This is a genomic window from Enterococcus sp. AZ188, from assembly GCF_050544075.1.
In the GTDB taxonomy this organism is placed as follows: domain Bacteria; phylum Bacillota; class Bacilli; order Lactobacillales; family Enterococcaceae; genus Enterococcus_D; species Enterococcus_D entomosocium.
On record NZ_CP172943.1, the window covers coordinates 3564406 to 3587824 of the forward strand.

Below are 23419 nucleotides of genomic sequence, written 5' to 3' on the forward strand. Positions count from 1 at the left end.
CTCACCTCTTTCTTGTATTTTGTCTCTTCATTACAATCATTCATTTTTTGGTAAAACAGTCATAGGGTCGATCAATTGATCTTGCGACAAACTTGGAGATAAACACACTTCAAAATGCAAATGAGGACCGGTACTGTTTCCTGTGCTGCCCATCGACGCAATGATTTCTCCTTGGGCGACGGTTTGACCGACGGTCACTAGGTTTTGATTGTTATGGGCATAAAGGGTTGTTAACCCATTCTCATGTCCAATAGCTACATAATTGCCCCATGATACGTGGTACTCAGATCGAATGACGGTGCCTGCTAGGCTTGCGAAGATTGGCGTTCCTGATGGTGCAGCAAAATCGACACCTCGATGAAAGCCATCCCCTCGCGGGCCAAAGGACGAAGAGACGGTTGGATTCATGACAGGGACGATCATTTCGTCATTACCTTCTGGAAATTCCACTTTTTCCTTGTCATAGCTAGTCAGTGCGTAGGCTTCAATAAGTGCGTTCAACTTCTCGCCATATTGCGTGTCCGTCGCATATCGTCCAGTTAAATAGTCCGTTGCGTCTTTATAGGATGCCGTTTCTGATTTCCAAGCTCCTTTATAAAAGTCGCTATCATACGTTAAGCCCTCTTTTAACAGCTTCGCATAATCTTTGAAGGTTGCTTCGTAATCTTCATACTGACGGAATGTCGCATCGATCGTATACAGATTGCCTGTTCCGTCATCTTCTTGTGTCTTAAAGGTAACGCCCTTTCCTTCATAGGTCCCTTTGATTCCAAAGAGATTATGGTAAGGCGCCTGACTCAGCTTACTTTGACCGCTGGCGGATTCAAGAATCGCCTGTGCAATCATAACAGACCCGTAGAGGTCTTCTTCTAAACCGATTGCCCGTGCATCTTCGCCAATTTCTTTGATGAAATCCCAGGTTTCCTTGACAGGAGTGATTTCAATAGCCATCGATTGATCGGATTCAGCTGGCGTGCTTTCTGCTAGCTCTGGTAAGGTCGGTCGTTGGTTTTCAACGGGTGCTGGCTGCACTGACTCCGGCGTTGATTCCTGATTCGTTGATTGATCCGGATTTGGTGTTGGTGCAGGTTTCACTTCTTCTTTTGGTGGATTCGGTAAAGTGGGCTCATCAAGATCAGGTTCCGATTGTGTATCTTCTGGAGTCTTTTCAGGCTGATCAATTTCTTCCTCGATTGGCTGCTCAGGCGGTAACTCTGGCTGTTCTTTTACGTCTAGATCTGGCGTTGGCTCAGGTATCAAGAGGTCTTCTTTATCTTCTGAAGTGTTTGAGTCTGGCGTTGTTTCTTGGTCTTGAGCTTCTTCAATGCTAGTTTTGCTTGACGGTGTGTGCTGGGTCCCACTCTCGCTATGATCCGTTGCACTCATTCCAGCTGCAGAGACTGGTAAAGCAGTCAAGAACTGGCTGCAGATGACACTTATTGCCATCCATTTTTTTGTACGTTTCAAATAATCGCTCTCCTTTTATATACTGGTACATTACGCGCTGGTGTGTTATGTAGGAAAGAATAAACCAAAGACGACTCATGCATTTACATATCCCTTGTATCTACATGAATCGTCTTACTGGTTCAACTTAGTAGAAAAAAATGATCAATGACCACTATTTTCAGGAACACTACTCAGTTCCCATACAAATGTTGTGTTATAGGCACTTGCTTGAGGGACTGTACCACTTGGTATCGTCAGTGAAACACTCTCACTTGCACTATCTGCATCACCAAAACGATAGATCCATGTACCTGTTCCGCTATCTTCTTGTGCGGTGATCAGCGCTTGTTTTTCCCCAGGGACTAAAGAAACCATATTCGGTTGCTCCAAGCCAGGCGCTTTGCCATTTTGAGGACTCACTAATTGCTGATTTTTAAACTGTATCTCAGCACCAGTCAGCTCATTGCCCTGTTCATTCTCAAATTGCTTATCTTGAGTGACTGACAATTGCCATCCAATACGATCTGTAGGAGAACGACGGTCGCTTACTTGCACATAATTTGGCCGTTCTTCCCCTTCCATCAATGTTCCATTACCATCTAATAATCTTTGTGGCTTCGCATAATAGGTTTGTTCTTGAACTGAAATCGTATGCTTGCCAAAATCAAACTGAGAAATAAAGTCGACACTCAAGAGTCCTTGGTTTTCTGGAAGCTCTGGTCTATTTTCAGGATTCACTTCAATTTCTGGATCAAGAGGATCCAATGGATTTACGACTGAAGGTTGCTCAGATTCAAATACTGCTTGTAAAACTGTATTCGCTGAGCCCATCGTGAACTCCGTATTTTCTGCATCCTTATCGCTGATTTGTCCTCCTCCAGAAAGGATCTTCCACTCCACAAAGCGAAACCCACTGTTTGGATTCGCAGAAATAGCTGTCTTCTCTCCCTGAATTAAATCAACAGTGTCTGCTTCAGGATTTCCTCCTTCAGCTGGATTTGCTTCCAACTTCAATGAATAGCTCTGGATCTGTTGATAATAGACAAAAATCCCTACCTTACCTTCACTATCACTATCCATAGTAAAAGTAGTGTTTTCTGCCTGAGGATCCGCAATAGTTCCAGTTCCCAATACCTCCGTCGAGTCATTAGCTACAACTATCCAAGATGCTAGACGATACCCACTGTTTGGGTTGGCTGAAAGGTTTATTGTTTCACCAGGAGACATAGTATAGCTGCTGGCTGTTGGGTTCCCAGCTATAGTAGGAAATGGTGTCAAAACAACATCATAATTGGTACTGTATGCCTCATATACTGCTCGAATCGTGGCATTAGCCGAACCCATAACAAATGTTGTATTCTCATTCAGAGTATTCGTAATACTTCCGCCACCTGATACGATTTCCCAGCGAACAAAGCGGTAGCCGGTATTTGGTTTTGCGGAAATGGCTGTTGTTTCACCTTGCACGAGAGTGGTACTGATTGCTTCTGGATTCCCACCTTCCGCTGGGCTTGCTTCCAACTGTAAGGTATACGTCGCTGGGATTTGCTCATAAACGGCTCGGATAATTGCATTGGCCGAGTCCATCATGAATGTTGATTCTTCAGCTGTTGTATTCGTGATACTTCCGCCACCTGATACGGTTTCCCAGCGAATAAAACGATACCCGCTATTTGGGTTCGCCAAAATGGTCGTTGTTTCACCTTGTAAGAGATTGGTATTTGCTGCTTCAGGACTTCCACCTTCAGCTGGACTTGCTTGTAACTGCAATGAGTATGTTACTGGAATCTCTTCATACACTGCTCGAATGGTCGCATTCGCTGAGCCCATGACAAACGTCGAATTCTCTGCCAATGTATTAGCAATACTTCCGCCACCTGACACGCTTTCCCAACGAACAAAACGATATCTGCTATTTGGGTTTGCCGTGATTACTGTTGAGGCTCCCTGTGCTAAATTCGTCGTATCAGCTTCAGGACTACCGCCTTCAGCTGGGCTTGCTTGTAGTTGCAGTGTATAGGTTACTGGGATCAGTTCATATACTGCAGCTATACTTGCAACAGAATTCACACCTGTGCCCATTGTAAAGGTAGTATTTTCAGCTTCTTCGTTTTCAAACGAGCCCGTACCCAAAAGTTGCATCCATCGAACAAAGCGATAGCCACTACTTGGTTTTGCAGAGATTGTCGTGGTCTCACCTTCTGCTAAAGTAATATTCGCAGCTTCTGGATTCCCACCTTCTGTTGGAACTGCTGTAAGAAAGAGGGTGTTTTTCGCTGGAATCTGTTCGTAGACTGCTCGGATCGTGGCATTGGCTGAGCCCATTGTGAAGGTTGTATTTTCTGCCGTGGTATTGGCGATACTTCCACCGCCCGACACGATTTCCCAGCGAACAAACTGATAACCATTGTTTGGTCTTGCCGAGATTGTCGTTGACGTTCCTTGTAGAAGAGTCGTACTTGTTGCCTGAGGACTTCCTCCGACCACTGGACTTGCTTCTAATTGTAATGTGTACGTTACTGGAATTTCTTCATACACCGCTCGAATGGTCGCATTCGCTGAGCCCATGACAAATGTCGTATTCGCCTCTAGTGTATTCGTGATACTTCCTCCACCGGATACGATTTCCCAGCGAACAAAGCGATAACCGCTATTTGCGTTTGCCGAGATTGTTGTGGATGCCCCTTGTATTAGCGTGGTGCTGCTTGCCTGAGGACTTCCTCCAGTTGTTGGGCTGGCTTGTAGTTGCAATGTGTAGCTTGCTGGAATCTGTTCGTAGACTGCCCGGATTGTAGCATTCGCTGAGCCCATGACGAAGGTTGTATTCTCAGCTGTTGTATTCGCGATACTTCCGCCTCCTGACACGGTTTCCCACCGTAGAAAGCGATAACCGCTATTCGGATTGGCTGAAATTGCCGTGGACGCCCCTTGTACTAGTGTTGTACTTGTTGCCTGGGGACTTCCTCCAGCTGTTGGACTTGCTTGTAATTGTAACGTGTACGTTACCGGAATCTCTTCATACACTGCCCGGATTGTGGCATTGGCTGACCCCATGACGAATGTTGTATTCTCAGCTGTTGTATTCGCGATACTTCCGCCTCCTGATACGGTTTCCCACCGCAGAAAGCGATAACCGCTACTCGGATTAGCCGAAATTGCTGTTGACGCCCCTTGTTCTAATGTTGTACTTGTTGCCTGAGGACTTCCTCCAGCTGTTGGGCTAGCTTGTAATTGTAACGTGTATGTCACCGGAATCGGTTCATATACTGCACGAATGGTTGCATTAATCGTCGAAGTAGAAGAACCCATTGTAAATGTTGTATTTTCTGAGTTAGAATTTGCGATCGTTCCAGCTCCTGAAACGACTTCCCATCGTACAAAATTGTAACCTGCGTTTGGATTCGCACGTATATTTGTCGACGCTGTTGGAACCATACTTGTCCTATCTGCAGAAGGTCTCCCTCCAGCTGATGGACTAGCCTCTAGACTTAACGTTTGCTCAGCAATACCTGTAGAACTGATACGAGAGTAGCCCGCTAAACCTTGTTGGGAGTAATGATTGCGAAACGCAGTGTGATTTGTGCTTGTGATTGTCGCAGAATTTGTTCCTGACAGTTGTGCTTCAAGATTTTGAAAGTTTAGATTAGGTAATGTATTGCTTGACTGTCCAAGATTCCAAACGGCTAAGTTCGCAGTGTTTATTATACTAGTTGCAACTACATTGTTCCCAATAACTGATCCGTTTTGGCTTATCAGATCATAATCTGCACCTCTTGCTATATTTAGTACGATTCCACGACTCGTAATAGGCAATGCGCTGTTATAATCATTGGCCCTAGTGCCACTCATTCGCACTCTGCTGTTTGCACCAAATGTAATCACCATTGGCAATGTAGCAGGACTACTATGAAATACCGGAGTAGCTAAGCCTGCAGCTTCAAAGACTCCTTGTATATTCAAATTCGCTGTATTAACAAGTGAGCCGTCTCTTGTAAAACCCCTACCTGTAAACTGTCCACCGTTATCGACAGTAAGACTACTATTGTTTGAACGATTGCTGTCAAAATTTTGCGAACTCATAAAGACTCTATCCTGTACATCTACACTTGCTCCATTTGCTATCCGGACATGGTCAAAACTTCCCACAATTGCCGATGATTGCCCTCCCCAAAAGGAGCTTGACCCACGATCAAATACTAGTGATAAATTTGATGGAAAATCCGCAGTACCTCCTATAAAAGTAGCACTATTCCAATAACGTATATCACTTAATACAAAGTTTACATTTGCTCCTTCAATTTGAAATAGAGAACGACCTATTAATATATCATTGGCTTGAAATGATGCATTGCGAACTGTAATTTGACGGCCAGCATTAATTCTAAAGTTCTGATCGTGTGGGTAAATTGTATAGCCATTACCATTAATAGTTAAGTTACGATCAATGTTATTTAAACTTGTATTACCAGAAACGTTCGCATTTACATTGATTACAGTGACACTATTCGTATTGATCGCTGTTCGAAACTGTTCCCACGTACTAACATTTGATGTGGTTGCGGGTGTTATGTCTTCAGTTTCTTGTTTTACCGCTTCTTCTTCCTCTTGTACTTCAGAAGTAACCGGCTCATTTTCGGTATCTGCCACTTCGCTAGTTATGGTTGAATCACGATTTTCTGACTCCTCAAAAGTAATTGTACCTTCTATCTGGTCCTCAATTTGAAGTCCATACTCGCCAGCTGAGTGAGAAACAAGTGGAATCGAAAATTCCTTGCTTTCTTCTGCTGAAAACCACCATAATGTGTCCGTCATTTGCTTTGCTTCCATCCCTTTAGGGAGCTCATCTAACGAAACTTCAAGCTCTTCGGGAATGGTTACTTGCACTTGATCTACCGGTTGACCAACAAGGATTACAGCATTGGTGCTTTCTCCAACAACGCCAGTCATCTCTTCTTGTTTAAAAGAAAATATCGGCTCCTCGTTTTCAGTCACAGGCTCTTGTGTTACGGAGGATTCTACCCTTGAGGCGGATTCCAACAAATTATCATAGGGCAAGCTTAGTGCTTCTGCTTCTGAATTTTGCGTTTCATCAACGGTTTCCGCAAAAACCAGATTAACAGAAGGCAAAGTAGTTGTTAGACCCAACACGACAATCATGCTGATAATCCAACCTTTTTGTAACCTTCGGTTCAAAGTATCACTCCTCTTTGCTTTGGCTTTGTTTGTTCTTTCTATTTTGTACAACCAAATAAGTGATTATAGCCAATAGACAGACAATAGAAATCACACTGCCAATCAGCAACCAATTCGGGCTAGAATCTATCGTGACATCCTGTCGGTTTAGGGAACGAGCCTCATCTGCTTCAATCGTGAATTCTTCTGTCCAACTCCATTCCTCTTCTCCTGAACGAGCTGTTAGATTCAGCACATAGTCTCCACTTTGGAAACGATCACCATTTAAAGAAACGGGGAAACTGAAATGAGAGTTAGGAGCCATCTGCATTTGTTCTTTGCTCGTTTCATACAGAATTTCCTCTTCTCCTTTACGCTGAACACTGGCGTCAACTTCTAGCCAGTTCACAAATGTTGAAGTGAAGTTTTGGATTGTTGCACTAATGACGTTTCGATAATTCACCTGATCTGGAAATACGTCTAACAAATCAAGATCTGCTTGAATCGTGTCTCTCGAATTGCTTGCAACGACACCTACGACATAAGCAAATTCATTTTTGATCGCAAGACCTTCTCCTTCACTTTCTTCTTCATCCGCTTCCTCTTTCACTTCTGACAACCTCAAACCACCTGCTAGAAACCCACCAAATTCTTCTTCTGGCATATTCAGTGTCAGGGTTATTTTACGTGTTTCGTTCCCATCCAACTCGATCGTTTCTGGTGTTTCTATTAGTTCTGCAATTGAATGGGTTAACGAGGAATCAGGTTCTTCTGCATTTTTCCCATACTCAACCACTCCATTCACATTGGTATACGCGGTATGCGTGGTTATTGCGACTACAATTGGTTCATCGATTGCATTTTGTAGTTCCAGCGTCAACTTTTCTGAAGTACCAGGAGACAGATTGAGATCAAAATACCCGCCTGATCCTCCCACTTGGCTATCTGGAAATTCAGGAGTGACATAAAAATTCAAGGTTCCCTCTTCTGCAAAGCCTCTTAGTGGGAAAGTAAAAATCACACTCAGCAGCATTAAAAAGAGAGTTACGACACGATATTTCCTGCTCAAAATTGATTTTTTCACTTGTTGTTCCTTTCTAAAAACAGCCCAATAAATAAAATTAGGCTGTGATCGATTGATTGTTTTCTAAAAATTAGATTGATTCACCAGCATCTGGCCCTGGGGTATTAGATAATTCCCAATCCAATTGCGCAGTATAAGTAGTAGCATCTTTCGCTGTTGATCCTGGGACAAACAAGCTGATTGCATCATTTTCTACTACTTCAATTTCTTCATCTGCAAATTGAGCATTCAAGTCTGCTTGATTTCCCCAAACTACAGAAGATACACCGGCTCCTTTTCCTGTTGGCGCGTTCATAACGGTAACAGCACCTGTACCAGGTGAAAGAGTCAGACCATCTGCATGGCTATCAGGAGATAACGTTTGGTCATTCCCTTCATATTGAATGCGAGAAGTATTAAATGTAATTTCAGCACCAGTCAAAACATTATTTTGTGATTGAGAAGTGAAGTCGCTCATACTTACTTGTAGGTTCCAGCCTTCGTTTGATCCACGTACATCCTGGACCTGAGCAAAGCTGACATAAGGGACTTTATTTTCATCTCCTGTAGTACCGCTCAATTGTTGCATTTCTGCTACCATGTTGTAGTCTTTATCTTGGTTGGAAATAACTTGTTCACCAAAATTCATATGGGCAACTTTAACGATTGATAACGGTCCTGTTGTTCCTGGTAATTCCGTATCGATATCTACATCTGGACCGCCACCTCCTGGTCCTTGTTCAGGTGGGATAACCACTAAATCTTCATCTGTAGCAGGTGTGAACTCGACTACACCTTTGGAACCGACTTCGCGGACTTCATTTCTTCCTTCTTCATCAGCGAAAGCGCCAATTGCACCTCCTGCTAAGATCGTTGTCGATAACGCTGCGACTGTTGCTAAACGAATAAATTTCATGTAATAATTCCTACTTTCTGTTTGTTTTTTGTTTGCTTTTGGTTTTCTTTTTGATTTTTTTGTTTCCATAGAATGATCAAAAAGAATAATGTACCGATTCCAGCCCAATATAAATGACTGTCGTTCATCATATTGGTTTTCGGTAAAGAGCCACCATCAGGTCTATTGGTATCGCCACTAGGCGGTTTTTCAATCCCGTCTGGCGGTGTGGGTTCAGGTTTTCCAATTGGTTCATAAATTCCAGTAAATTGCACGGAACTTTCCGTTTCTATCTCTTGGACTTCTTTTCCTTGTGCATCTATGGGGGATAGAATACACAAGAATGTGGCCAGTAATGGTAACAAGAACCCGAATTTTACACGCTTCCTCATTTCCCTCCTCCTGAATGTTTGTCTCAAATTTCGTCGTTTTCTAGATAAGAGTATTTTATTTCACCAGCATTTTGATAAAACCTAATTTAATAGATTTTATAGGACATTCGAATTTTTTCGGGTGTCTATTTTTATATATTCTCAAAAACGACGGTTTTTAAGAAAACGAATATTGTCTTTCGACATTTCAAACTATAACAAGTTCAGAAAGAAGAGTTAAATCAAGATATGTCGTGATCCCTACATATTTTGAAATTCTCTATCACTTCAAAAAAAAAAAGACGCTCAAATAAGTGATTTGAGCGTCTTGGATCAATAGTTGTGTTTAGGTGAATCTATTGAAATTTTAAGTCATACAGTTGTTTCTGATAGTATGAAATTCTTTTCATTTCATCGGTTTCGTGCTGTTTGCTGCATTGTATTATGTATAGAAATTAGTCATTTTCTGAACACTATTTTTAACATTTTCATCATGCACATTCTATTTCTTTGAAATCTAATTTGCTCAACATATCTGGCCGTCAAGAAACATTTATATAATTCAATCGGCAAATAGATCAACAAGGTATACTCTGTTGACCTCTAAATGAAATACTTTCTTACCTAATTAATTAAGCTGCTGAAAGAGCTATGAAATTAGAAATCAAAAAAGTATCAAAAACTTTTAAGTTTCTGACCCCATTCATAATACTGCCCTAATATATTTAATCAATTTTCTAAGAAATACAAAAATAGACTACAGAATTATTTTGTAATCTATTAAGTATAAAATTCTTATATAATAGGACTAATTTAAAAACTGCACAAAATTTAATAAAGCAGGAACAATAGTAGCTATATTGGCTAATAAACTAGTAGCGTTTAAAGATTTTTCAATCATTATCTTCCCTAAACTTTCTTTATATATTGGTTTAGTTAACTCATCATCTTCTAATATTTGTTCTTTAAGTCTCTTTGTTACGTCCTCTTTATTAACGTTATCGTCAATTGATATTAGCAGTTCTATAAAATACTCAACCCTAAGTGTAAAATTCTTTTGATTCAATTGCTTTTCAAAATACATATTATGGACATCAATATAATTTTCTAATTCTAGAAATATATTTGGATCACCTATATTAATCGTAACTTTGTATGTGTTTCGGTCAAAATGTGCAGTTGGGACTATTTCTAAAAATTTTTCCTTCCAATTTACCTCATCATGAGGATAAACCAATTCCTTTTTTATTCTCATGTTCCTAACTCTAGATTGTGTTATACCGAGTTCTTTACTAATTGTATAGTCAGAAATCTTCTGCTTTGAGGATTCTTTTTGATCTGAAATTGTATCATAATAGAACTTAAATAAAAGTAAATCAATTTCAGATTTTGAAGCGAGTCCAAAATTTCTTTTATAAAATTTCTCGCAAATTTCATCAAAATATTTTATTTTCTGATCGTCAGTAAAGTTAATCATGTAGGGTTCCTCTTCTTTGGGTTTATCTTAATTTAGTTCTACTTCAAATATTTTGGGCCAATTTTTCCCAGTAACTAGAAATATATTATCTTTTACGTGAGCTATTCCATTTAGATCTCCTACGGTACTGATTTCCTTTTCTGAAGAACCGCTACCAGTAAGTAGATTAGAAGCATCGTACGTTTTAATAACATGGCCGCTTTGTAAGTCAATTTTATATATATGGTCAGAGTCCATTACATTTGCAAAAATGTACCCATCGACATACTCCAGTTCATTAATACCATACAAATATTCTGAGTCTTCAGTAATTTCTATTGTTTTGATAAATTCAAAATTATTGGGATTACGAACAGTTAGTTCATCTGTTCCGTTAGACATAATTAAATAGTCCCCTGTATAACATAGTCCCCATCCTTGATCTTCATAAGAATAAGTGTTTATAATTTCGAGATTGCTTCTATCTCTCACAAATACTGTGTTTTCTACCCATGTTAATTGCCATATTACATCATCGCTAATTGTTATCCCTTCAGCGAAAAATTCATCTTCTAGAGGAACTTCGAAATTTAATTTTCCGGTTTGTAAGTCAAGAAAACCTATTTTTGATTCACCATATTCCCCAGAGCTGACAACAACTCGATTGTTTTCTTTGTCCATTTCTAGTCCTTGGGTATGTAGACTACTGTCATAAGTGTACGATTTTAAAACCGTAAGTCCTCCAGAGGATTTTCCAAACGCAAAAGTATTGTATAAAAATATTGACAATAAAAAGATACAAACAATTAGAATTAATAAAAGGAAATTATTACCTCTATCTATATTTTTATTCTTTTTTTTTTAAAGAAAGTATAGATTAGTGTAGCAACGAAAGCAAAAATACTTGCCAATAGAGAAAGTAAAAATGAGTTCATAATTGAATTTTCTTCACCAATATTTATGATAATAAATCCTAAAAAGAATATAGGAATTAAAACAATGCACTCAATAAGCTGTTGCAAAACCCAGTTTTTTGTCAATTTAGATGAAAAATTTGATAACCATTTTCCCATATTTTAACCACCTTATTTATTTAGATATATTGTATTCACACATTATTTTACTAGAAAACAAAGAATAAACCTAACTATTTATTGTGTTTGAAATAAAAAAGCTGAAGAAGTTACTTCAGCTTCAAATACTCATTTTAAATTTTTAAATGCAACCATTGATAGCCATTACTAATGAACCAGCTGCAGCCTTAGGGTTTGTTCCCACTAAAGCAGCAATTCCTAAAGATAGCATAATTGTTCTTACACATTTTGCATTTTTCTTTTTGGCTTGATCTAATTTCTTTCTCTCTGCTGGTTTTAAATTATCATATATTTTCTTTTCTTGCGCTGGTGTTAATCCAATATTAATGAATCCGTCAGACTGTGCATAAGCATTTTGTGGGGGGACACTTACTGCTATAGAGGAAGCAACTAACAAACCTAGCATTGCTTTTTTTAACCCTTTTGACTTAATAAAATTTTTCATAAAAACACTCCTTCATATAAATATGTTTATAGTATATAATAAACTTAATGTTATATCTATAACTATTTAATAATAAATTTATATTGGAGGTATTTTTTTGTTTAAAAGAAATAAATTAGTTGTATTAACTTTGGTTTTATTAACAGTGGTAGGTGGATTTGTTTATACTAATATATCCAGCAAAGCAGTTTCTAATAATCCTGAAGTAACAGTAGCCCAGCAAAAAGAATATGATGAAGATGTCGCTGATTTTATTGTCATTACCCCTAAGGAGCTTGAAGCAAAAATAAGTGATAGTAAACAAAACTTTTTTGTGTATTTTGGTAGAAGTACATGTCCATATTGTAGAGAGTTCGTCAGTGAACTTGGACCGTTAGCAATAGACAACGGAATGACTATTTATTATCTGGATACTGAAAATACTCAAACCGATAGTGAGATTAAAAATTTACGTGACAATTTGGAAATCGTCACTGTTCCTAGCTTATTACATTTTGTGTCAAGTGAGTACTCCAAGTACAACAATGATGACTTAGAATTATTTTTAAACCAATAGGTTCTTTTTGTCAGTTCAAACTATAATTTTGCTACAAATTAATTTGGTATAGAATATCGAGCATTTTTTTAGGATTAGACTGTATGATCTCTAAAAAATGTTTTTCAATACTTGCATTGTTCGTTATGGCAATTATATTAACGGTTTTTAGGTTGACTTTTTCGTCCATCAGCGCCTACTCTCTTTCTACTAACCAGTACAAATTACACTCAAGGTTGGTCAGATCAAGAAGCCTTATTAGGTACGGTATGACCAACTATACAAAAATACTATTTCCGGGAGATAAATGTTCTAAAAATCTTCAAAATAAATCGTATCTTTTTGAATCATTTGGTTCATCCTAACGATTCAGGCCTAAATCTTTTATTCAAGTCTTGATACGTTTATTCTACTGATTGATTTGTTGGGCCATTATCAGTCTTTATTGTCAAAAAAGGTGATTTTAGTCAATTTGAAAGTGTTTTACTATGAAATAAATGACTGATACAGTAACCGAATTTCCAGCTTGTTTGTACAGCTGACTGTTCGAAGTTTCTTGATCGTATCTGCAGTTATAGTGATCAAGCCCGTTACTGATTATTTCTTCAGCAATCTGCCTACTACCGAATTTCGCTGACAAAAAGGTCCAATCAGGAAACAACTGCAGTCGCCAACATTCAAGTGGTGTTAGTTTCCGGATCTGAAAAACATCGGTTACTACGGCTTGCTGATCACTTGTAACGTGGGTATATTTGCTTGCTGATTTCCCACACGTCCCCAACGTTTTGTAGATTTAGGATAAACGAAATTGATACTATCGGCTGGTAGTACTGCAGTATAGCCTTTTTTTCGTGGCTGCTTTCACCAGTATTTTGGGTTTGTGGCCGCCACCACTCATGGTGGTAAGTGTAGGGCATAGCCATCTACGGAATGGATCGCTGCAGCTGATCGATAGGAACCATCGATCGACCCTGCCACGATAATTCCGTGACGATCTTGTGTGGTTAAGATAAACATCGGTGTTTCATTTTCCTTCATTCTACGGCCGTTTTGGCGAATAGTGGCTTTATCTGGCATTAGGATCGGAATCGCAATTTTATTTCCTTCCCCTTTGTTTGTGGTGATCGTAGGACTAAGTCCTGAAGCATCATATACTTGGCCATTCATTCCTCCACCGCTTGGATTGACGTTGCCAACAACGATTTGTTTCGGTGTTTTGTAGTCCGTTGCGGTCAAAGTCCCCATCAGACCATCTGTATATTACGTTCTTTCTCGTGTAAATCGACTTAAATCATTCGCTGCATGTGACGCCAGCTAAATGGATCCTTCCTGATTTTTGATCAACTGATCCTTCTTCTCTTGTGATAGGAAAATCTTTTTGGTACCTGCTCCTCTAAGATGTCCGATAATAAATAAACGCTCTCTGTTTTGGGCGACAAACTCTTTGCTTTTAAACAGTTGCCATTCCACGTCATACCCCAATTCATCCAAGGTTCGGAGGATTGTCTCAAACGTAGCCCCTCGTTCATGGTTGAGAAGTCCTTTGACGTTTTCAAGGTATAAAAGCTTAGGTCGCAAGGTAGATGCTAAGCGTGCATTATCAAAAAAGAGAGTTGCTCTAGTATCTGAAAAACCCTTTCTTTTTCCAGCAAGGCTGAAAGCTTGGCACGGAAATCCTCCCGCGATAATGTTCACACGTCCGATTCCTCGAATAAATTCATCTGAAAATTTTGTGATATCATACATTTCTACCTCCTGTTTTGTGTCAGGAATTGATTGATAACTTTTTCTGGCATGGCCATCGATCTCACAATACCCAACACATCGGTAGCCAGCTTGTTCCATCCCTAAACGAAATCCTTCGATTCCTGAAAAAGATCTAAAAAGGTGCCTTTATTTTCTGTTGTACCATTTTCCATTGTTCACTCAGTTTCTTCATGCGCATGAAAGGTATTTCAAGTACCTGATGGATTAAGAATACCGAGAAAATGGATGGTTAAATTGCGGAAAAATGGTGGTACTTAGACCTTTTTAAAGAAAGAAAAGCGATCTTTTTTGCCCTCCACCTTCCAGCTGCTCCCCACCACTTAGGAGGACAAAAAATAGACGTGCAAAGCACGTCTGTAGCGTCAATGATTGATATCTTACTGAAATCTTGCTATAATTACTGTGTAAAGAGGAGTTGCGTCAACAACTCCCCTACAGCACCGTTTAAGACGGTGGCAAGTTTTATATTATTTTAGTAATCAGTCAACTCGCCAAAGTTTAGTGACTGGTTACTTTTTTTTGTCGTTTTTTGCTGCAGTTAGGATGCCAAAGATAATCGTTGCGATTAAAGAACCGAAACTAATCATTAGCCCTAATGCTTCAGCTACAGACAAAAGGCTTCTCCTTTCTAAAGAGTTAGCACTTACTTTCATAAGCACCACCACCTTTCAAAAGATAGCCACCGTCACAAACTTTACTGTACTACTATTATACCAAAAACACACGCTAAAAACTGATATTTATCAAGGTTTTTAGCGTTTTTCCATGCGGTAAGAACGGTCTAAGTAAAGGGGTTTTTTTCTCGTTTCATCGTTTAAAGGAACCATCCCTTTGTTTTTTCCACGTTGAAAGATCCCTTTTATTTCAGTAGATCAAGCACACATACCTACACCATTTTTCTCTGACCTTACCTCAAGAAATCCCCATTCCTCACCCTTCATCCTCCCAAGACAGCTCATCCAAGATCCTAATCAACTTCTGAACTTCTTGATTCAACATCGCACTCTTTAAATAGGCATATTGAATATAAAAAATTTCCTTATCTTCAGGGACTAGTGGTATTTTCACTAAGCCTTCCATTTCTTGAAACACGGGAAATTCCGTCATCAAGGTAATGCCGATATTGGAACTGACCAGCTGACCAATCGTCTGGACGTCTGAAAAATAAAAGGGGACTTCCGGCTTCTTCTTTGATTTCTCACTTAAATTCTGAAAGGCGCGCATGTGGGTATAGCCTTTTTCCAGCAGGATAAAGGGATATTCGGCAGCTTCTTCAAATGAGATTTCCTTTTTTCCTGCCAATGGGTTTTCTTTTGACACAAAGATAAAAAACTCTTGCTGGTGCAGCAACTTCACCTGCAGATTCGGGTGGACGAGGGGATTGACACTGCCCAGCAAGCTAAAATCGATTTTTCCTGACAATAGTTTTGAAAGCAATTCATTGGATCCCCCAGATACCAAGTGAAATTTCGAAATAAAGCGGATGATCTCTTTTTCATCTAAGAGTTTTGAAAAAACTTTGGAACGAATGATCGGTGGCAGACCGATATGGGTGCGGTTGTTTTTGGCATGATCGATGGCTCGGTCCAAGGTCACAAATTCATCTAAGATATATTGCGCATGAGCCTTCAAAATTTCCCCCTCCGTGGTCAATGAGATGGAGCGATGCGAGGCTTCTCGCACGATCAAATCACAGCCATAATGCTCTTCCAAGCGTTTGACAGCGTAGCTGACGGTTGGTTGACTGACCGTAAATTTATGCGCCACTTGGGTAAAAGAAAGCATCTCTGCCAAAGCGTTAAAGTATTCTAAATCTCGTATGTTCATCGTCTAATTCCTCCCTTAACCGGTTTAAACTAGCAGCGGTTTTGTTATAAATAATTTTTATTATACCACCGATAGTTGACTATAATTCTGTCCGAGGATTAAAGTAGCTAATGGAAATGAACGAGTACTCAAAATATATCCATTGGAGGAACATAATGAAAGCACATGACATTTTAAATAACCCATTTTTAAACAAAGGAACTGCGTTTACACAAGAAGAACGAAAAGAACTAGGGTTGATCGGTTTATTGCCCCCACACGTGCAAACGATCGAAGAACAAGCAGAACAAGCCTATTTGCAATATGTCACCAAAGAATCAGACATTGAAAAACGTCACTTTTTAATGGAGATCTTTAATACCAATCGGACATTGTTCTACTATTTGTTCAACCAACATATCGTTGAATTCAATCCGATCGTCTACGATCCAACGATTGCCGATACCATTGAAAATTACAGCCGCCTATTTGTGGATCCTCAATATGCAGCGTACTTAGATATCAATCATCCAGAGAATATCGAAGAAACGTTGAAAAATGCCGCTGGCGATCGAGACATTCGCTTGATCGTAGCCACAGATGCTGAAGGGATTCTTGGGATTGGTGACTGGGGTGTCCAAGGTGTCGATATTTCTGTCGGTAAATTGATGATTTATACAGCAGCTGCTGGGATCGACCCTGCTTCTGTTTTACCAATCGTGATCGATGCCGGTACCAACCGTAAAGAATTGTTAGAGGATCATTTGTATCTAGGCAATCGTCAAGAACGTGTCTACGGTGATGCCTACTACCAATTCATCGATCAATTTGTTCAAACGGCAGAATCATTGTTCCCTAAACTTTACTTGCATTGGGAAGACTTTGGCCGTTCAAATGCTGCAACGATTCTGGACAAATACAAACAAACAATTCCAACTTTTAACGATGACATCCAAGGAACGGGAATCGTTGTGCTGGGCGGTATCTTCGGTGCACTGGATATTACAGGTGAAAAATTAACGGATCAAGTCTACTTATGTTATGGCGGTGGTTCCGCTGGTGCCGGGATTGCCAGTCGAGTCCATTCGGAAATGGTCAGCGAAGGTCTTTCAGAAGAAGAAGCCTACAATCATTTCTTTATGGTTGACAAACAAGGGCTTTTGTTCGATGATATGTCCGATTTGACTCCTGCACAAAAACCATTTGCCAAAAAACGGGCTGACTTTGCCAATGCTGGCGATATGACGCAATTGATCAATGTCATTAAAGTCGCAAAACCAACGATTTTGGTCGGTACTTCAACCAATGCGGGTGCCTTTACCAAAGAAGTTGTGGAAGCGATGTGTGAAAACACTGCTCGTCCAGTGATTTTCCCTATCTCGAATCCAACCAAAAAATTAGAAGCAACGGCTGAACAAGTAATCGAATGGTCTGATGGAAAAGCCTTTGTGGCAACCGGTGTCCCTTCAGGAACGATCCAATACAAAGGGGTCGACTACCAAATCGGTCAAGCAAACAACGCCTTGATCTATCCTGGTCTAGGGTTAGGTATGTTGGCTTCAGAAGCCTCTCTCTTGACCGACGAAATGATTGGTGCCGCTGCTCACTCATTAAGTGGTTTGGTTGATTTGAGCCAACCTGGTGCACCTGTTCTTCCACCATTTGAATACGTTGCGGACGTTTCTATCAAAGTGGCTGAAGCAGTTGCCAATAAAGCCAAAGAACAAGGACTAGCCCAAGCGCAAGAAACCGATATGGCAAAAGCTGTCCAAAATCTTAAATGGTATCCAACATACTAGGAAGGTCTGAAAAATGAATAAATTAAAAACGATGACGATTTCGGGAATTAGTCTTCCCTTGTATCTCTTTTTCATGGTTGTCATATTCAGTGCGATTGCCTTAGACAAGTTGCCATTAAATATGGTCGGGATCACCATTTTACTGGTTGCCTTAGGACACCTGCTGTATTTCATTGGGGAAAAACTCCCGATCATGAATTCTTATCTTGGCGGTGGGTCAGTTTTTACCCTGCTTGGTGCCACCCTTTTGGCCTCCTTCCATCTCGTTCCCACGAAAGTCATTGACGCGGTCAGTGACTTCATGGGGGGCGGTTTTGGTTTTCTTGATTTCTATATTGCTGCTTTGATTTGCGGCTCGATTTTAGGTATGAACCGCAATTTGTTGGTGAAGGCTTCTACGAAATTCATTCCTGTTGCTTTGATCACCATGGTAGTAGGCTTTTTCTCCGTCGGCCTTGTCGGTATGCTGCTAGGCAATGGCTTTGCTGATTCGGTGATGTATGTGTCTCTACCAATGATGTCTGGCGGGATGGGGGCGGGAATCACCCCACTTTCACAAATTTATGCTGATGGCTTGGCAAACGGCAATCAAGCCGCCATCTTTTCTCAATTAGCGCCAGCAGTTACTTTCGGGAATATTCTTGCCATTATTGGTGCTTTATTTATCGCAAAGGCCTTTGCTAAAACCAAATACAATGGCCATGGTACACTGATCAATGCCACAAAAGAAGAATTAGAAAAACCAAAAATAACGCTTGATGCCCAACAAATCGGGGTCGGGATGCTGTTTTCCTTCTCACTGTTGGTCGTTGGTGCGATTTTAAGCGACTTTTTCCCTAAAATTCACGAGTATGCCTTTATGATCGTGATTGTCTTTATTCTAAAAGCCTTGAACATTGTCCCTAAGAAACTCGAAGATTCTGTGGTGATGTTCAACAATGTTGTGATGACGAATTTGACCCACGCAGTCTTGGCGGGGATTGGTTTAGCATTGATCGATCTGTCAACATTGGCTTCTGCCTTTACTTGGCAATTTGTCGTGCTTTGCCTAACCAGTGTCGTATCTATGGGGGCTGCCAGCTGGTTCTTCGGGATGGTATTGGGGATGTACCCCGTTGAAACCGCAATTGGCGCCGGTATGATCAACAACTCCATGGGGGGAACAGGCAATATCGCTGTGTTGTCTGCCTCTGATAGAATGGAAATGATTGCTTTTGCCCAAATGGCCAACCGTTTATGCGGTGCGATCGTGCTGATTCTAGGTGGAATCTTGATCCGTTTCTTCTATTCTTGATCTAAAACAAAAAACAGGTGCTGCTACGCATGATGCATAGCAGCACCTGTTTTTGCATTCCTCAAACGAATTCGTCCAATTGGTTGCACGAATCGAACAAAGATTCAGCCATTCACTCATAAAAGAGCCAAAAAGAGCAGTGCCACCGCACTGCTCTTGCTTTACTGATTCATTCAAGGGTTACAGCTTCTTAAACAAGGTTGGTGCTTGATCTGGAGACCAAGTGGTGTCCCCGTAATTTGAGTGGGTGTTAATCACGACATAATTGCTGCCTTTATGGCTCACGATTTCACCACTTGTATACACTTCTGGTGCAGAGAAAGTACCTAGTTTCCACACACGGTATTCTGACTCCCCGCCTCCAGGTGTTTCAGTTTCTTCTTTGGCATTGGTTTTCACGCTCAGCTGGTTACTGAAAGCGGATTGTTCGCCCGTTTTGCTGATTGCTTTGATTTGGTAATTGTAGGTTGTATCCGCTGCTAGATTCGTGTCTTCATAGGTTGTTCCTGTGGCCGTAGCAATTTTGACGCCATTGCGGTAAACATCATATCCAGCGATCCCATTTGTATGAGTCGATGCTTGCCACATTAAGGAAACGCTGCTGTCTGTCACGCTCATTTGATGCAGGTTGCCTGGTGTCGAAGGTGTTTCGACTTGATTGTCTGCTGAGGTAGTCACTTTCACTGCAGCACTTTTTTCTGAAACTAACGCAGTAAAGCCGACTGCTTCTACTTGATAGCTATAGGTTGTATTGGCTTTTAATTGTGTGTCGGTAAAAGTTGGCTCAGTAGTCGTTGCCACTAAGGCACCATCGCGATACACGTTGTATTCTTTCGCATCGGTTTGACCGTTCCATGCTAAAGCCACCGTGCTGCTAGTCACTCGTTCTGAGCGGACATTTGCTGGTGCTGCTGGTTTTTCGGGAATGACCGTTGAGCCGGAAACGTTGACGTCGATCACGTTATAAAAGGCATTTGGCGTATCTGCAACATCCCAGACCGCTAAAATGACATGGTAACCGAGACGATTTTCTGGAATGGTAATGGTATGGCTTGGGCTATTGCTGGCAGCCGAACCATCGTGATTCACAGTAGCGATCAATTCCAAGCTATCTCTTGAAAGTGGCGCATTTTGATCCCAACCTGGTTTCGTGATATAGTAATGCCATTTTGTGGTCTTGTGAGGCGCTGTATAATGCCAATTGACCCGCAATGGTCCTTGATTGATGTCTTGTTTGGTCCAACGATTGGTTCCTTGTTCATCAAGAACAAAGTCCCCGATTTGTCCGAGTCCACCATCTGCCGAAGCGATGCGACCATCTACTGGTCCTGCTTCTGGAAAGCCTTTTTTAGTTTCCAATGATTGTGGGTTTGAAATGACATTGCCATATTTCTCAAACGCAGCGCTCCACCCTAACGTATTGCGATCCAAAGACCCTTGATAGCCCCGACTGACCGGTGATTCCACATAACCATGAGCAAATACTTGTTTCCCCGTGAAGAACAAGGTCCCTCCAAGTAAGATTGCCACCCCGACCGACCATTTTACCAATGCGTTTTTCATACTCTGCCTCCTAAAATTTTTTATCATCGAATAAACCAATCCTATCCGTTTATTCCTTGATTCCGATTCATTGAAAAGCAAACCCTACATTTATAAATAGTTTATTTATATATATATGATAAACGACTTAATCATTATAAGATTATAATGACTAGTTTTCCGTCCTTTCAGTTAGAAATACAAAAAAACTTGAAACTATTCTCCTCCTAATCACTTAAGAGGATTCGTTCCAAGTTTCTTTCTTTATAGACGATCTTTTTTAGGAAAAAACAGCCGCTTATTTCCCGTTTTCTTTCACATAATCAGAGGATTGCGCGCCTGCTTGGCGACCAAAGACCATAATGTCGGCTACAGCATTGCCGCCGATTCGATTTTGTCCGTGGATACCGCCGGTCACTTCACCTGCTGCATACAAGCCAGTGATTGGTGTGCCATCTTCTTTCAACACTTGGGTCTTCGTATTGATCTTGACACCGCCCATTGTGTGGTGGATCCCAGGTGCGATTTGAATCGCATAGAATGGTCCTTCCGTCAAATCATAGTCCATCGCAGTTTCACGACCGAAATCTTTGTCGGCTTTGTCTGCCACTGCTTGGTTCCATGTATCTAAAGTTTTCTTCAAGGTTGCTGGATCGACATCAATTTTTTCAGCTAACGCTTCGATGGTGTCAGCTTCTACCACTACACCTTGTTCTTTGTAGTAATCGACTTGTTTGGCTCTACCTGCTAACGCATTGTCAAAAATCAAGTAGGCATAGCTTTCTGGCAGATCCGTGATAGCAGCTGAAACATTGTCGCGGGTTTCTAATTCATTGTAGAAACGTTCCCCTTGTTGGTTCACCAAAATGGCGCCTTCTCCACGAACGGTTTCACTGATCAACATACCTGTATCTTGAACCACTGTTGGATGGACTTGGATTTGATCCATATCAACCGTTGCGCCGCCTAATTCTTCGATCATCTTGATGCCATCGCCTGTACTTCCTTCAGAAGTCGTGCTGACATAGCCTTTCAGATCTGGACGATATTTTTCGATCAGTTCTTTGTTGGAGCCAAAACCACCAGTAGTAACAACCACTGCATCACCAGCGATTTCTTTTTCTTCGCCATTGATTTTCACGTTGACGCCAGTGACTTTGCCGTCTGTTTCATTGATTTTTGTCACATCAGCATTTACAAACAAAGGAATTTCTTGCTCATGAATGTTTCTCAACAGGCCATCCACCAAATACGTACCGACTGCTGAACCGTCGTGAGGACGATGGATCCGTTTTACACTGGCACCACCGCTATAGCTGATATTGTCTAAAGTGATCCCCATTGAATCCAACCAATCAATCGCTGAAGCAGAGTTGTCTACTAAATAATGTAGCAATTCTTGATCGTTGGTTCCTTTACCACCTTTAAGGGTATCTTCAAAAAATTGTTCATTCGAATCTTCAATGCCTTGTGCTTCTTGGAATTTGGTTTCTGATGCGTTCATTCCGCCAGAAGATTTCAAGGTATTTCCGCCTGCGATCGGCATTTTTTCTAAAATGACTGGATTCATTCCAGCATCTTTAGCCGACAAGGCTGCTGCCATCCCTGCACCGCCAGCACCAACGATGACGATATCATATTGATCTTTTAACTCTGCTGGATCGGTATACTCTTGTTGGGAAGCACCTGAAGTGACTTCACTTTCTGAAGAAGAGCTTGCCGCACTACTGCTGGCTTTTGTTCCGCCATCGGCACCACATGCACTAAGCAACAATAATGAGGCTGCCCCAATCACCCATTTTGACCATCCACTTTTTTTCATTTGTTTCCCTCCGTTTTTCTTGCTCTTTTCTCCTCACTGATCCCCGTCATATATGATGAGAAAAGAAGCATTTTTCTTGCGAACCCTGCTTAACTTGTTACTTTATTAACAATAGTAAACATCTTGCGATCGGACTATTTTTCTATTCGATAGCTATAAAAACATTGTTTAAGCAACATTTCAACAGCGTTCTATTTTATTTAACCATTGTAACAAAAAAAGAAACTAAGTGTCTCGTAATAATTTGTGTATATTTTAACTATTGATTCTCATTATTTCCTAATTTTTTCGAAAAAAGATATTATATTTTCCTCACTACTTTCTGCTATTCAAAGCTGCCACAAAGGTCCCGCTCATAGAATGACCGTTAAGTTCGCGGTCAAAAAGATATTGTCGCGATTGTTCTTTCACTGTTCTTTTCCCTTTGTCCTGCGCCTTCTTTTGTATAATAAAAGAAAAAGCAGAAATGGAGTGGCAAATGGAAAAATTGACCCGGATGTTCGAGCGAGTGATCAGTATCTGTATTGATAGCATGTTAGCGATCTTAGTCGTTGTCGTCTTGATTTTTATGGGAAAAGCGATTTTTATGATCAGCACGACGCTCTTTCCTTTAAGTGAAGCGCCCCACCTGTCCTTTTTGATTGAAGAAATTGCCACGTTATTCATTTTGTTAGAAATCATTTTGATGTTGCTGCGGTATATGAAGGACGGACACCATATTCCCGTCCGTTACTTGATTTTGATCAGTATTACTGCGATTTTGCGCGAGCTATTGTTGACGCAAGGCATGGCGAACGATGCCCTATTTTTTGCTCTAGCGATTTTTGTCTTGGTACTGGTCTTGCTAGTCCTGCAAAAAATCAATGCCTTCCAGCATGCCCAAGAAAAAGACCACTGAAACTAGCCCGT

The 23419-nt window shown here is 40.6% G+C and carries 19 protein-coding genes and 1 pseudogene; 4 read left to right on the top strand and 16 right to left on the bottom strand.

The genetic code is table 11. The annotated features are described in order from the left end of the window. Positions 1 to 36: 36 nt before the first annotated feature. The 9 genes from IGI86_RS16450 to IGI86_RS16490 all read right to left on the bottom strand — a co-directional run bounded on the left by IGI86_RS16450 (position 37) and on the right by IGI86_RS16490 (position 11945). Positions 37 to 1467, bottom strand: a complete 1431-nt coding sequence (locus tag IGI86_RS16450) for a peptidoglycan DD-metalloendopeptidase family protein (RefSeq protein ID WP_430617558.1) — start codon at positions 1465 to 1467, stop codon at positions 37 to 39. Positions 1468 to 1611: 144 nt separating this feature from the next. After that, the gene (locus tag IGI86_RS16455) at positions 1612 to 6642 is read right to left on the bottom strand and encodes an InlB B-repeat-containing protein (protein ID WP_430617559.1); all 5031 of its coding nucleotides are present in this window, start codon (positions 6640 to 6642) and stop codon (positions 1612 to 1614) included. Between the two features lie 4 nt (positions 6643 to 6646). Beyond that, the gene (locus IGI86_RS16460) at positions 6647 to 7705 is read right to left on the bottom strand and encodes a DUF916 and DUF3324 domain-containing protein (RefSeq protein ID WP_430617560.1); all 1059 of its coding nucleotides are present in this window, start codon (positions 7703 to 7705) and stop codon (positions 6647 to 6649) included. A 70-nt stretch (positions 7706 to 7775) separates the two neighbouring features. Next, entirely contained in the window at positions 7776 to 8600 is an 825-nt protein-coding gene (locus tag IGI86_RS16465) for a WxL domain-containing protein (protein ID WP_430617561.1), read from the bottom strand. Then, the gene (locus IGI86_RS16470) at positions 8597 to 8971 is read right to left on the bottom strand and encodes an LPXTG cell wall anchor domain-containing protein (protein WP_430617562.1); all 375 of its coding nucleotides are present in this window, start codon (positions 8969 to 8971) and stop codon (positions 8597 to 8599) included. Before IGI86_RS16470 ends, IGI86_RS16465 begins: the two co-directional genes overlap by 4 nt. A 787-nt stretch (positions 8972 to 9758) precedes the next feature. Beyond that, positions 9759 to 10427 (bottom strand): hypothetical protein, encoded by a 669-nt coding sequence (locus IGI86_RS16475; protein ID WP_077454194.1) that lies wholly within the window; start codon positions 10425 to 10427, stop codon positions 9759 to 9761. A 27-nt stretch (positions 10428 to 10454) separates the two neighbouring features. Then, entirely contained in the window at positions 10455 to 11195 is a 741-nt protein-coding gene (locus IGI86_RS16480) for a glutaminyl-peptide cyclotransferase (RefSeq protein ID WP_430617563.1), read from the bottom strand. A gap of 50 nt (positions 11196 to 11245) precedes the next feature. Next, complete coding sequence (locus tag IGI86_RS16485; protein ID WP_077454192.1) at positions 11246 to 11479, bottom strand: hypothetical protein; 234 nt, start codon at positions 11477 to 11479, stop codon at positions 11246 to 11248. A 142-nt stretch (positions 11480 to 11621) separates the two neighbouring features. Next, on the bottom strand, positions 11622 to 11945 hold the full coding sequence (locus tag IGI86_RS16490; protein ID WP_077454191.1) for a hypothetical protein: 324 nt from the start codon (positions 11943 to 11945) through the stop codon (positions 11622 to 11624). Positions 11946 to 12042: 97 nt separating this feature from the next. On the opposite strand from IGI86_RS16490, the gene traF reads away from it, so the two are divergent. Continuing rightward, a complete protein-coding gene (traF, locus tag IGI86_RS16495) occupies positions 12043 to 12501 on the top strand; it encodes a conjugal transfer protein TraF (protein WP_430617564.1) in 459 nt (152 codons plus the stop codon). Positions 12502 to 12943: 442 nt separating this feature from the next. Here the strand turns inward: traF and IGI86_RS16500 are convergent, their stop codons facing one another. From IGI86_RS16500 to IGI86_RS16520, 5 genes and pseudogenes are all read right to left on the bottom strand, one after another. After that, a complete protein-coding gene (locus IGI86_RS16500) occupies positions 12944 to 13261 on the bottom strand; it encodes a DNA cytosine methyltransferase (protein ID WP_399551103.1) in 318 nt (105 codons plus the stop codon). Positions 13262 to 13374: 113 nt separating this feature from the next. After that, a complete protein-coding gene (locus IGI86_RS16505) occupies positions 13375 to 13725 on the bottom strand; it encodes a hypothetical protein (protein ID WP_005233100.1) in 351 nt (116 codons plus the stop codon). Between the two features lie 122 nt (positions 13726 to 13847). Then, positions 13848 to 14325 (bottom strand): annotated as a pseudogene (locus IGI86_RS16510) (DNA cytosine methyltransferase); the annotation flags it as partial. 431 nt (positions 14326 to 14756) lie between these two features. Next, the gene (locus tag IGI86_RS16515) at positions 14757 to 14900 is read right to left on the bottom strand and encodes a putative holin-like toxin (RefSeq protein WP_086298857.1); all 144 of its coding nucleotides are present in this window, start codon (positions 14898 to 14900) and stop codon (positions 14757 to 14759) included. Positions 14901 to 15177: 277 nt separating this feature from the next. Beyond that, the gene (locus tag IGI86_RS16520) at positions 15178 to 16074 is read right to left on the bottom strand and encodes a LysR family transcriptional regulator (RefSeq protein WP_430617565.1); all 897 of its coding nucleotides are present in this window, start codon (positions 16072 to 16074) and stop codon (positions 15178 to 15180) included. 116 nt (positions 16075 to 16190) lie between these two features. Here IGI86_RS16520 and IGI86_RS16525 point away from each other — a divergent pair, with 116 nt between their 5' ends. Beyond that, positions 16191 to 17852, top strand: coding sequence for a malolactic enzyme (locus IGI86_RS16525; RefSeq protein ID WP_430617566.1), 1662 nt, complete (start codon positions 16191 to 16193; stop codon positions 17850 to 17852). Between the two features lie 13 nt (positions 17853 to 17865). Beyond that, positions 17866 to 19146, top strand: coding sequence for a 2-hydroxycarboxylate transporter family protein (locus tag IGI86_RS16530; protein ID WP_005230514.1), 1281 nt, complete (start codon positions 17866 to 17868; stop codon positions 19144 to 19146). Positions 19147 to 19326: 180 nt separating this feature from the next. Here IGI86_RS16530 and IGI86_RS16535 read toward each other — a convergent pair whose 3' ends face one another. Further along, complete coding sequence (locus tag IGI86_RS16535) at positions 19327 to 20709, bottom strand: lytic polysaccharide monooxygenase (RefSeq protein ID WP_176257016.1); 1383 nt, start codon at positions 20707 to 20709, stop codon at positions 19327 to 19329. A gap of 277 nt (positions 20710 to 20986) precedes the next feature. Then, complete coding sequence (locus tag IGI86_RS16540; RefSeq protein ID WP_005233089.1) at positions 20987 to 22510, bottom strand: flavocytochrome c; 1524 nt, start codon at positions 22508 to 22510, stop codon at positions 20987 to 20989. 478 nt (positions 22511 to 22988) lie between these two features. Here IGI86_RS16540 and IGI86_RS16545 point away from each other — a divergent pair, with 478 nt between their 5' ends. Then, the gene (locus IGI86_RS16545; protein WP_008381850.1) at positions 22989 to 23408 is read left to right on the top strand and encodes a phosphate-starvation-inducible PsiE family protein; all 420 of its coding nucleotides are present in this window, start codon (positions 22989 to 22991) and stop codon (positions 23406 to 23408) included. Positions 23409 to 23419: the final 11 nt, after the last annotated feature.